Source organism: Magnetococcales bacterium, assembly GCA_015231925.1.
Classification (GTDB): Bacteria; Pseudomonadota; Magnetococcia; order Magnetococcales; family JADGAQ01; genus JADGAQ01.
In genome coordinates this window covers 1-12,101 of record JADGAQ010000012.1, presented here as the reverse complement: position 1 = coordinate 12,101, position 12,101 = coordinate 1, and the positions used below count along the sequence as shown (strand labels likewise).

The following is a 12,101-nucleotide window of genomic DNA, read 5'->3' as shown; positions in this document are numbered from 1 at the left end:
CATCCATTTTCCATGCAGAACAAATGCCATTCGACAAGCTTTCAAACCTACATTTCGGCATATCAAGAAAGGGTACTTCACCGGCCGGGAGCTTGCCTTTTCCCAGGACAGATTATTGAAAGCCGTTGCTGCCACGAGCGTATTGGATTACAAATAGAACGCATTGCAATACCGATTCGAGAGGGCGCTTGAAAATAAGCAGTAATTATAATTGAAAATTTAAGATGTGTATTGGCCTGGCTTCGGTTGGATTGACCGCGTTTTGCAACGCCCTTCGCAATCATTCATTAATAGTGCCATTTCCTGTTTCAGGTAAAAGTCCGATGGATGCATGGCTTTTGCAAAGCGTCGTACCGCTACCCCGGCCAACGGCAGGGAAGAGACGGTCCCGCCAGACCCTGGGATGGTTGGCATGGCTCTGCCTCCTGCTGCCCGGATGCCAGGCCGATGAACAGGCCGAATACCGACCCCGCTATGCCGACCAGGCCGTCGAACAAAATTCCGTTTACCTTTTCGGCGTTCACCCCCTGCACAATCCGGAACGTCTCTTCGCGATTTATCAACCTCTGGTAAATTATATCAACCGCCAGTTGCAAGGCGTCCAGTTGAAATTGGAAGCCTCCCGCAACTATGCCTCCTATGAGGAAAAGCTTTACTCCGGACACTATCACCTGGCCCTGCCCAACCCCTTCCAGACCATCAACGCCCTGGAGAAGGGTTACCGGGTCTTCGGCAAGATGGGGGACGACCACAACTTTCGCGGCATCCTCCTGGTTCGCCGCGACAGCGGCATTCGGGAAGTCGCCGACCTGAAGGGAAAAGCGGTCAGCTATCCGGCGCCCACCGCCCTGGCCGCCACCATGCTGCCCCAGTGGTTCCTGCACTCCCAGGGGCTGAACGTGACCACCGATATCGAGAATCGCTATGTGGGTTCCCAAGAGTCCTCGATCATGAATGTCTTTCTGGGACACACCGCCGCCGGCGCCACCTGGCCTCCCCCCTGGAAAGCCTTCAGCAGGGAGAGACCCGAGCTGGCCGAACAGTTGGAAGTGAAATGGCAGACCGACAGCCTGCCCAACAACGGACTCGTGGCCCGTAAAGAGCTACCTCCGGATCTGGTGCGGCAGGTGGCCCACATCTTTTTCGCACTGCATACCCATCCCGAAGGAGAGGCCATCCTCGCCCCCATGGCCCTCAGCCGTTTCGAGGAGGCCGACAACGAGACCTATGCCCCGGTGAAAGCCTTTATCGCCCTCTTCGAGCAGCAGGTGCGACCCGTCCGGGAAAAACCATGACCTCCGCCACCCGTTCCCGCCTCGCTCTCTCCCTGCGCAATCAACTGATACTGGGCGTCGCCCTGGTGCATGCCGTGCTGATGACCGTGTTCGTCTTCGACCTGGTGGAGAGACAACGGGAATTTCTTCACATTCAGGGGGAAAAACAGGCCGTCAGTCTGAGTCAAACCCTGGCGGCAAACAGCATCTCCTGGGTACTCGCCAACGACGTGATCGGCCTGGAGGAGGTACTGAACGCCCTGAAAAACTATCCTGAACTGCGATACGCCATGGTGCTCTCTCCCCTGGGCAAGGTCCTGGGACACACCGAACGCCACCTGAACGGAAAATTCGTGGTGGACCCGGTCAGTCGCCGTTTGACCGATCACTTGCCCGCCACCGCCATTCTGGTTTCCGACCATCAGCTGCTTGATGTCGCCGCCCCCATCCTGCTCCAGGGAGAATTGATCGGTTGGGCCCGCATCGGTCTCGGTCAACTCGACAACCAGGCGGGATTGCAGCTCGTCACCCGGAAGGGTCTGATCTATACGCTCATCGCCATCCTGATCGGCGCCGTCTTCGCCACGCTGCTGTCACGAGGCTTCACCCGAAGACTGAACACCTTGCTGGAAGTGGTCGACGCCGTCCGGGACGGGCGGCGCGACCTGCGCGCCCCCGAAAACCGCAACGATGAGTTGGGACGCCTGGCCGATGGTTTCAACCGCATGCTGGATGCCCTCCTGAAAGAGGAACAGGCCCTGCTCCAGGCCCACTTCCGACTCTCGGAATCCCGAGTGCAATCCGAGGAGATCACCCTTCAGTTGCGTCAGAGCTACGAGAGCCTCCAGCAGGAACGCAACAAGCTGCACACCATTATTCACAGCATCCGCGAAGGCATCGTGGTCACCAACTTCCAGGGCGACATCGTGCTGATCAATCCGGCCACGGAAGGCCTGTTGCAGAAAAATCGCGATCTGATCGAAGCCGATGGTTTCTTCAACCTGGCCGATGACGCAACCTTCATGCACACCTGCCTGGAAAGCGGCGACGACGACCTTTCCCATACCCTGCGCTACAAGGGCAAGGATCTGCACTTTTTCGCTTCCACCTTCCGGGAAGGGGGACGCGCCATCGGTTCCCTCGCCCTGATCCGTGACATCACCGAGGAGAGAAAACTGAAGGAGCAGTTGCATGAAATCATCGCCAAAGCCCCCTTCGGCATCGTGGTAGCCGATGATCAGGAGATCATTCGCGTCTTCAATCCCAAATCATCTCATCTCTTCGGCTATGAGACCGAGGAGATCCTCGGAAAACCCCTGACCGATCTGCTCTCCCCCACCTTCCGCCGACGCCAGGAAGTGGAATTGCGCCACCGCTTTGCTCGCGGTACGGATCAGGCCCCGAAAACGCTCTACTTCGAATCCGAAGCCACGCACCGGGATGGCTCCACCTTCCCCATCCGCATGGCCCTCAACCCGATGATGCTGGACGGACGCGACGCCATGGTCTGCATGATCGCCGACATGACCGAGGAGAAGCTGCTGATCGACGATCTGATCCGCTCGGAAAAGATGGCCGGATTGGGCAGCATGGTGGCGGGGGTGGCTCATGAAATCAACACACCGGTCGGCATCGGCGTCACCGCCGTTTCCGAATTGAAGGAAAGAACACAACAATTTGTCAGTGTATTAAAATCAGAAGGCATCAGCGAGGAAGAATTAAAAGAGTATTTATCATCCACAACACGCCTGATCACCCTGATACAAGGCAATCTGGAACGGGCTGCGGATCTGGTGCGCAGCTTCAAATCCGTGGCTGTGGATCAGTCCAGCGAACGACTGCGCACTTTCCGCCTGAGAGAGTATGTGGAATCCACGGTGCTGACCATGCACCACGAATTCAAGAACACCAAACTGTCCGTCCTCGTCCAGTGTGAGGAGACCCTGGAGATTCACAGTTATCCCGGTGTCTTCTCCCAAATTGTGATCAATCTGTTCAGCAACTCCCTGATACACGGCTTCGATCCGGGAGAGGAGGGGATGATCCGCATACAGATGACCGTGGAGGGTAAACATCTGCGCTTCACCTACCAGGATGACGGTCACGGCATGACGGAAGAGACCTGCCGCCGGGTCTTCGAACCGTTCTACACCACCCGCCGGGACCGGGGAGGCAGCGGGCTCGGCATGCACATCGTCTACAATCTGGTCACCCAGACCCTCAATGGCACCATCTCCTGCCAGAGCAGCCCGGGACACGGTGTGAACATCGTGATCACCATGCCGCTGGCCACGCCGGAAGGAACGCAAAACCCGGATGATTCCCCGATGTGACCTGCTGCCGCCGCGTCAACTCTTCTCCAGACACCCCTCCCGGTCATAGGTCACCTCCTGCAACTGGTGACAACCGATCAGATCCACCACGATATCGAACGCCTTGATCAGCTCCTCGCCCTCCCGCTTGAGATAGAGGCCCGAATAGGGCATGGAACGACAGGTCAGGGAGAAGTCGGGCCGGTGCAGCTTCAAATGCACGTTCTGCCGCAGAAAATTGGCCCAGCGGAACTCGATGAAAAAGGCCTTGGCCTGCTTCTCGGGCAGGTACTTCTCCTCCTGGCACATGGGGCGATGCCGGGTTTTCAACACGTCCTTGGTGTAGCAGCCCAAGTCACGCACCCAGCGCGCCATGGTGCGATACGGGTCGTTGAGCAGACCGTTGACGTGATGGGGCAACAGTCCGGGGTTGAGCGGACCGTTGCCCTTTTCGTCCCACAACCAGCACAAATGGCCCTCGATCATCGATTGCCAGAACTGATCCGGCTCCAACACCGACCAATCGTCCACCACATAGGCGAAGACATATTTGGACTCTTCCGGAATGACCTCAGAACGATACAGAGCCGTGCACAAATGGTGATGATCCGCCAGGTAGAAGACCTTTCCCGGTCCGATCACCACCGGCACCAGATTGCCTTCCTCGCAGAGTTCGTCTTCCAGGGTGCCCTTGAGGTGGAGCGCTTCCAGGGTTTTGCGTTTGCAGTCCACCGATACCATACCCACGGCAAACTGGGTCGGTCGCCCGGAAGCGACCGGCATGCAGAAGATATCCCCCTTTTCCAGGGTATGCTTGCAATTCTTCATGATCTATTCGTCTTCCGTCTGGTTGAACACCACCCACAAAATGCCTTCGAAGCGAAAAATCTCCAGGCGTCGTTCCCGCATCCAGTCGTTGGCCATGCGTTCCCAATCGATGTAGCGCACAAAGGGCTCGGGAACCTGATCGAGGGCGCCGCTCTCCAGATGCAGTTCCTCCATGACATCGCCGGGATCCCCTCCCAGAATGCGCACCTCGCCCATCTCCTGCAGGGCGGTGACGAAGGAGTCCCCCTGGGTGTAGCGGCGAAAGAAGAGGGCGGCGCGCTGCGGCTGTTTGAGGCCACGAACCTGTTCAAACCAGAGGGGAAGGGTGTGGGCGTCGATTCCCATGGCCTTGAACAACTCGCCATAAGGACCCGCCACATAGGAAAACTCCAGCTCCTCCGGCTCCGCCCCCAGGAGCGCCTCTTTCTCCTGCCACTCTTCGAGACTGTGGAAAAAATGGGGGATGGCCCCCCGGCCTCTTACCCTGACCTGAATGAGTTCCGTCTCAGCCATCTCCGCCTCGCTTACGATACCCGTGAGACCATCTCGAACAACCACTCCTCCAGCAGATCCACCCGACGGTCCCAACTGTTTTCCATGGCGATGGCCCGCCGCTCCCCGGGGTCTCCCGGTCCGCCCTCCCGAATGGCCCGCTGCAGCGCCCCGATCCAGGAGGAGACATCATCCTCCACCAACCCCACCACCCCGGACAACTCCCGTAGGGTGGCGAAGGCGGGGCTCACCAGGGGAACCATGGAGCCCAGATAATCGTGCAGTTTCTGGGGGTACCCCGCCGCCCACCAGCCGGGTTCGGCCCGATAGATGATGGTGTTGACATCCATGTGCCGTATATAGACCGGCAACTCGCCATAAGGTTTAACACCCAGAAAATGGATGTTGGGCATGGCGCGACACGCTTCCAGATCCGCCTTGGCGCGAATCTCCCAATCGGTTTGGGGACGATCGGCGATTTTGACGTTGCCCACCAGCGCCCAGTGCCATTGCGGGCGCTGCCGCGCCACCTCCAGAATGGTGCGGAAATCGATCTTGGGGGTGATCTGGCCCACATAGCCGATGCGAGGCCGGGGAATGGCGGCCAGATCGGCCGGGCAGGGCTGATGATCCGCGGCCAGCACGGTGTCGATATCGGTGCCGTTCAACAGGATGCGGGCTTTCTCCGGGCCGGGAGGCGGCATGGCCTGCCGCACCGTATCGGAGATGGTGGTCAGCAGATCGGCGCGGCGACACAGCCAGGCCTCCTGCTGCATCTGGCTCTCCGTCCAGCCCGGCGTCATCTGGGCATACATGTCGAAGGCATGAAAGGCCACATGGGGCTGGCCCATCCAGGCGATATAGGGCACGAAATCGGGATGGAAGAAAAAGAGGATGCCCCGCTGCCCCGGACGCAACCCCGCCAGCTTGAGCAGATGCCGGGCATGCAGGCGATAGACGGCCTGATCCCAAAGGGGGAGTTTGGGCCAGCGCGCCGCGAGGCGTCCGGGCCGGTCCACCACCACCCCGTCCATGGCCACTCCCCGACTCAGCCAGTCGGCCTGTTGCCAGCGGGGGCCGCCCCGTTCCCACACCGTCATGGGTCCGATGGTATAGACCACCGGCCAGCCGCGCCGTCCCAGCCGGGAGAGCAGTTGTTGCCGGTTCATCCAAAAACCTTCCCAGGGATTCGGCCCGAAGGCCACGATGGGCAGACGCGGTGTGGACATGCTAAACCCCCTTGTCCTGCAACCACCACTCCAGCAGGGCCAGTTGCCAGAGTTTGGAGCCCTTCAACGGGGTATGGTGGGCCAGCGGCTCGGCCAGGAGACGTTCCACGTGGGAGGGGCGGAACAGCTCCCGTTGCCGGGCGCGCTCCGAAGTCAACACCTCCCGCACCCGGAGCAGAACCTCACCCTGGAGATCTTCCAGAGCGGGTACCGGGAAATAGCCCTTGGGCCGATCGATGACCTCCGCCGGGAGCAGGGTCCGCGCCGCTTCCTTCAACAGCCACTTGCCCCTCTCCCCCGCCTTGAAGCGGGCGGGAATGCGTCCTGCCAGCTCCACCAGCTCGTGATCCAGGAAGGGCACCCGCGCCTCCAGACCCCAGGCCATGGTCATGTTGTCCAGCCGTTTCACCGGATCGTCCACCAGAATGACGGCGGTGTCGAAATGCAGCACCTTGTCCAGAGGACCACAGCCCGTCAGGCCGGCAAAGTGGTTTTCCACCCTTTCCAGGGTGTAGTCCCGCTCCACCCAGTCGGGTTGCAACACCTTGGCGATCTCCTCGTGGCTGCGGTCGAAATAGAGACGGATGTAATCCTGCAGGGGTGTCCGGCTCTCCCGCATGGGCGGATGCCAGAAGTAGCCCGCGAAGACCTCATCGGCCCCCTGCCCGCTCTGCACCACCTTGACGTGGCGGGAAACCTCCCGGGAGAGCAGGAAAAAGCCCACGTTGTCGTGACTGGTCATCGGTTCCGACATGGCCCCGATAGCCCGGGGCAGGGCCTGCAGCATCTCGGAGGTGGCGATGGGGAGGCGATGGTGTCGCGTGCCGAAATGGGCGGCCACCCGATCGGAGTAGCGGAACTCGTCCCCCTCCTTGGCCCCCACCGCCTCGAAACCGACGGAAAAGGTCTCCAGCCCGGCCCGCCCCTGTCCCGCCTCGGCGAGCAGAGCCACGATCAGGCTGGAATCGAGCCCCCCCGAAAGCAGCACCCCCACCGGGACATCCGCCACCAGGCGGCGTTTGACCGCCAGGCGCAACGCGGCCAGCACCCGCTCCTGCCACGCTTCGAAGGAGGGTTCCCTCTCCTCGACTTCGCCCCCGATCCGCAAAGACCAGTAGAGGTGATCCCGAATGGCTCCGTCCGGTTGCACGATGCGCACCGTGGCAGGCGGCAGTTTGCTCACCCCCGCCAGCAGGGTGTGCGGCGGCGGAACCACCGAATGCAGGGTCAGATAGTGGTGCAACGCCTGTTTGTCGAGGCGGGTGTCCACCCCGCCGGCAGCCAGCAGCGCGGGCAGGGTGGAGGCGAAACGCAGCCGTCCCGCGCTGCGGGCCAGATAGAGCGGCTTGATGCCCAATCGGTCACGGGCCAGCACCACCTCACCCGTGTCAGCGTCCCACAAGGCGAAGGCGAACATGCCCAGAAAACGGCTCACCGCCTGCCAGCCCCACTCCCGGTAGGCCTTGAGAATGACTTCCGTGTCCCCGCTGGTCAGGAAGCGGTGTCCTTTGGCCTCCAGCTCCTGCCGCAGGGCTTCGAAATTGTAGATGCAGCCGTTGAAGACCAGCACATGGCCGCTTTCCGGATCGATCATGGGCTGCCCGGCCCGATCCGACAGATCGAGGATCTTCAGGCGGCGATGGCCGAAACCCACCGGGCCGTTCAGATGCAGACCGTGCTGGTCCGGTCCCCGCGAGATCATGGAGGCCATCATGCGTTGCAGGGGTTCCCCCTCCACCCGCTGCCCGTCGAAACGTATTTCCCCGCACAAACCGCACATGGCACTCACCCCTCTCCGGCAGGGAACCCCGCGGGAACGAAACCCCGAGCCAGCAGGATCTCCCGAATGCGCTCCACGGGCCATTTGCGCCGGAACAGCTCCCGGTTGCCATGGCGGGAGCGGTCGTACTCTTCCTGGGAGAGGTGGGGCATGGAGGCGGAATGCATGTGGATGAAAAGAGCGTGCGGTTCGTACCAGCAGTCATAGCCGGCCTGGCTCAAACGCAGGGAGAGGTCGGTATCCTCCATGAAGACCAGGTCGTATTCCTCATCGAAGAAACCGACCTCCTCCACCGCCCGGCGGCGCAACAGCACGCCGGTGCCCATGAAGGCCTCCAGACGCAAGGAGCGGTTGACCTCCGGCGCTTCCCGGTGGAAACCGGGCAGGTGATAGAGGGGCAGGCCGTCGGCGCCGAACCGGGCGCCGCAGGTCTGCACGCGCCAGTCGGCAGCCGCCTCGCCCTCACCGGGCAACAGAATGCGCCCCTGAACCGCCCCGCAGCCCGGCTCCGCGGTCATGCGCCCCAGGAGGAACTCCAGCCACGGTCCGGCGGGGAACATATCGGTATTGATCAGAAAGAGAAACTCCCCCTCACTCGCCGCCAGTGCCTGATTGTTGGCCTTGCCGAAGCCCCGGTTTTCGGCGTTGCGGATCACCTTGACCCGTTCCTGCCCCGCAAGCGTTTGCAGAAGTTGCGGCATGCCCTCCTCGCGAGAGGCGTTGTCCACCAGGATCAACTCCCAGGGTAAATGGGCGGTGTGGCGCTGCAGACTCTCCCACAGATAGGCCAGAAGCGGGGTCTGATTGAACACCGGCACCAAAATGGAGGTCAGGGGCGTACTCATTTGCCTTTTTTCTTTTGTCCCTTGCCGGACTTGCCGATAAGGGGGGTAACGGTGGACGTCTTGAGGGGCGGACGCGACAGGACGGGGGCCGGAGGAACCGGTGGGGAGACAAGCGGTGTCGGAGCCATGGGCTGGCCGGGCATGGGGCCCAGCTTTTCCCGCAGGCTTTGACCCAGATCCCGTTCCCGTTCCAGGGCCTTGTCCAACTGAACCCGCAACAGGGCGTTCTGCGCCTCCCGTTGTCCCAGCAGGGCGAAGGCGGCGCGGATCAACTCCGGAACCTTGACCAGACGGGGCTCGGCGACACCGCCGGCGGGCAGAATGCCCGCCGCGTCCAGGACGTGGACCAGCACCTCCGGGGCCAGACCGGCCAGCCAGGCGGCCTCCTGCAGGGAGAGTGCCGGGTGATCCCGCCAGCGGTTCAGGGCTTCGGAGGCAATAAGGGCTTCGCTCATGGTTGATGTATCTCGATTGGCAATACGTTGAACGCGGACGACGAACCATCATGTCTCATGGTGGCGTCATTGGCAATACGGAGGATTCCATGCAGGCATTCAAGGAGTGAAAGATGGAGATCACCGACCCTGCCCTGGTCAAGGGCCTGGTATCCTGGCTCGGCGTGGTTCTCTTCTCGGGAGGCGTGGTCACCCTGGGGGTGAAACTCGGCTCCTGGAGCGGCAGACAGTGGGTCGTGGCCCGACCGCCGCGCCAATCCCTCAGACCCGTGAAGGAGAAGGCCTCGCTCCTGGCGCGCACCGAACCCGACTTCGAGATGTAGAACATTGCAGCGCGGGAACCGGGCTGCGCGGCAGGAAGGTGTGCGGGTAAACGGGGGTTCGGGGGGGATTATCCCCCCCGACTTACTCCAGGGCAGCGCCCTGGGACTCTTCCTTTTGCTGTTGACTTCCGACCCCATGGGGTCCAGGGGGCACCCCTGGGACTATTCCTTTCGCCGTTGACACGATCATGCTGCACCGTGCAAGGGTCTGAATAGTTACCCTGGGCGGTCAGAAGCTGTCGAATTCCTCCGCCAGGCGCATTTCCGGGCCGGTCAGCAGGTTGATCTCCGTCGCTGCCGGTTTCTTCGAATCAGCACTCCGTTTGGGTTGGTATACCGCCGGCTGGCGCCGGGTCGCCTTGCTCCGGGCACTCTCTTCGGCTACGCCCGTTTTGGCCGGTGAGATCCGCCCCCCCAGCCGGAAGAAGGCGATGGACTGAGCCATCGTATCGGCCTGCACGCTCAACTCTTCGGAAGTGGCCGCCAGTTCCTCGGAAGAACTGGCATTTTGATGCACCACCTGGTCCAGCTGCTGAATCGAATCGCGGATATGTTTGATCCCCTCCCGCTGTTGCCGGCTGCATTCCGCGATACCCCGAATGCGGGTAGCCGTCTCCTGGATATCGGGCACGAGCTGCCCGATGATCGATCCCGCCTGCTCGGAGATGTTGACACTGGAAACGGAGAGATGGCTGATCTCGCCGGCAGCCACCTGGCTTCTTTCCGCCAGTTTCCGGACCTCCGCCGCCACGACGGCGAAACCTTTTCCGTGTTCCCCGGCCCGGGCCGCTTCGATGGCGGCATTCAGCGCCAACAGATTGGTCTGGCGGGCAATCTCCTCGATGATGCCGATCTTCGAGGCAATCTCCTTCATGGCCGTGACCGCCTGATTGACGGCTTCGCCCCCTTTGGTGGCGTTCCGCGAGGCCTTGACGGCCAGAGTCTGCGTTTCGTCGGAGCTGTCCGTATTGAGCTGGCAGCTCCCCGTTATCTCACCCATGGCCAATGAAGTCGTCTCCAGGGAGGCGGTCTGCTCGGTCGTTCCCTGGGCAATCGACTGGGCCGCCTCGGCTATTCCCCGGCTGCCGATGGCGATCTGCTCCGCTGCCAAGGTGACCTCGCCCACAATGCGCTGCAGTTTGTTCACCATGTTCTGCACCGCCAGATGAATACCGGTTGCCCGATCGGAATCGCCGAAGGCCATGCTCAGGTCGCCATCGGCCACCCGACCCGCCAGTTCCGCAATGAGCTGCGGCTCCCCGCCGACCTGGCGCAGGATGATGCGGAGATTGAAAAGGGCCAAGGCAGCGGCCATCAGCAACACCAGGATCAGTACCCCGATGGCCGTGCGAACGGTTTCGGTGCTGGTGGCATCGAACTGACTATCCGCCTCTTCGGCCTCCTGCACCATGGAATCATGAATAACGCCGATGATGTCGATGATCTGATTTCTCAAGACATCGACATCCCCGTCGATGCGATGCAGCTTTTCATTAGCCCCCTGATCACCGTGCATTATCGCACTGACCGCATCAAAGTACTCCGTTTCGATGCGATTTACATAGTTCCGGCACAACATGGAGAGTTTATCCGAGTTGGCACGCTCCTCGGGGGTGTCGACCATCCTGGCCACGGCGGTGAGATCCTCTCTCATCCGCGCGGTCGCCTCTTTCAGAGAGCGTCGGGCCTCGTCCAGGTTTTGATTGATGGCGGCATCAGCTGCGATGATATAGATCCTCTCCAGCCGCTGGGTGATCTCCCCCATGGAAATGGCATCCTTGAAACGATCCGCCCCTTCATTCTGGAAATGGGCCTGGATCGACATGGAGTGGATCTGATAGGCCACCAACACCCCGAAAATGGCTATCAGAATCGCAAAAGAACCGATCATTCTTGTCCGCAATCGCATGTCATTCATTCGTTTTTACCTCAATCGCTGCATTGTCCGGGAAGATCCCCTGACCGGGGATTTCGTTATCGATAAGCCGTCCAACACGGCCGTGATGCAGTGGTGGTGACATTTCACCAGCCACTGTGCTCGGTTTTCAGTTGCGGAAAGCAACCGCTTCTTAAGGTAAGCGCCTGGTAAGGTTCCGCACCGCCTCCAGTAATAAATGATATTCAGGTACATGAACTGGCCAAATGAGCGTGACTGATTATGTAATTGAAGAGTGAAGGATATCCGGTATGAAAAGGAACAAGAGGAACATACTGACTTCGCGCATTCAGGACAGACCTATCGAAGCGCATCCTGCTCGCATTGTAGATCTTAATGAGAATTTGTCAACTTATATTTCAATGTGCCAAAAACTCCCGATACGGAAGTTTTGTATCGTGTAACACCGTTGAGACAGGTGGCGAGAAGGACCGCACGGACTTTATTCCGTTTCTGTTTCATTTTTGCATTATTGCAGGGGTCTGGGGACCATCATGGTCCCCAGCAGGGGTTTGGGGACGGAGTCCCCAATGTGTTGTCTTTGACTTATTTTTGTTCTTTTATTCCCCTGAAAGGAGAGCCTTCCAGGGGAATAAAAGAACAAGAGAAAACCAAAAACAGAACCTT

The 12,101-nt window shown here is 60.4% G+C and carries 10 protein-coding genes; 3 read left to right on the top strand and 7 right to left on the bottom strand.

Annotation, left to right across the window (positions count from 1 at the left end; all coding sequences use genetic code 11):
* Nucleotides 1-323 precede the first annotated feature (323 nt).
* A complete protein-coding gene (locus HQL56_02855; GenBank protein ID MBF0308458.1) occupies nt 324-1,295 on the top strand; it encodes a phosphate/phosphite/phosphonate ABC transporter substrate-binding protein in 972 nt (323 codons plus the stop codon).
* The gene (locus HQL56_02850; protein MBF0308457.1) at nt 1,292-3,607 is read left to right on the top strand and encodes a PAS domain S-box protein; all 2,316 of its coding nucleotides are present in this window, start codon (nt 1,292-1,294) and stop codon (nt 3,605-3,607) included. Before HQL56_02855 ends, HQL56_02850 begins: the two co-directional genes overlap by 4 nt.
* A 15-nt stretch (nt 3,608-3,622) precedes the next feature.
* Here the strand turns inward: HQL56_02850 and HQL56_02845 are convergent, their stop codons facing one another.
* The 6 genes from HQL56_02845 to HQL56_02820 are packed head-to-tail and all read right to left on the bottom strand — an operon-like array spanning nt 3,623 to nt 9,215.
* The gene (locus HQL56_02845; GenBank protein ID MBF0308456.1) at nt 3,623-4,414 is read right to left on the bottom strand and encodes a ParB/Srx family N-terminal domain-containing protein; all 792 of its coding nucleotides are present in this window, start codon (nt 4,412-4,414) and stop codon (nt 3,623-3,625) included.
* Between the two features lie 3 nt (nt 4,415-4,417).
* A complete protein-coding gene (locus tag HQL56_02840) occupies nt 4,418-4,927 on the bottom strand; it encodes a hypothetical protein (GenBank protein MBF0308455.1) in 510 nt (169 codons plus the stop codon).
* Between the two features lie 11 nt (nt 4,928-4,938).
* On the bottom strand, nt 4,939-6,135 hold the full coding sequence (locus HQL56_02835) for a hypothetical protein (protein MBF0308454.1): 1,197 nt from the start codon (nt 6,133-6,135) through the stop codon (nt 4,939-4,941).
* A 1-nt stretch (nt 6,136) separates the two neighbouring features.
* Nucleotides 6,137-7,915 (bottom strand): N-acetylglutaminylglutamine amidotransferase, encoded by a 1,779-nt coding sequence (locus tag HQL56_02830; GenBank protein MBF0308453.1) that lies wholly within the window; start codon nt 7,913-7,915, stop codon nt 6,137-6,139.
* A 5-nt stretch (nt 7,916-7,920) separates the two neighbouring features.
* Nucleotides 7,921-8,760 carry a glycosyltransferase family 2 protein gene (locus tag HQL56_02825; protein MBF0308452.1) on the bottom strand — a complete coding sequence of 280 codons (840 nt, stop codon included), beginning with the start codon at nt 8,758-8,760 and terminating at the stop codon, nt 7,921-7,923.
* Nucleotides 8,757-9,215, bottom strand: coding sequence for a hypothetical protein (locus HQL56_02820; protein ID MBF0308451.1), 459 nt, complete (start codon nt 9,213-9,215; stop codon nt 8,757-8,759). The genes HQL56_02825 and HQL56_02820 overlap by 4 nt, the downstream gene beginning before the upstream one ends.
* Nucleotides 9,216-9,328: 113 nt before the next feature.
* Between HQL56_02820 and HQL56_02815 the strand changes: the two genes are divergently transcribed.
* Nucleotides 9,329-9,538: a hypothetical protein gene (locus HQL56_02815; protein ID MBF0308450.1), complete on the top strand. Its 210-nt coding sequence runs from the start codon at nt 9,329-9,331 to the stop codon at nt 9,536-9,538.
* Nucleotides 9,539-9,767: 229 nt separating this feature from the next.
* Here HQL56_02815 and HQL56_02810 read toward each other — a convergent pair whose 3' ends face one another.
* Complete coding sequence (locus tag HQL56_02810; protein MBF0308449.1) at nt 9,768-11,429, bottom strand: hypothetical protein; 1,662 nt, start codon at nt 11,427-11,429, stop codon at nt 9,768-9,770.
* Nucleotides 11,430-12,101: the final 672 nt, after the last annotated feature.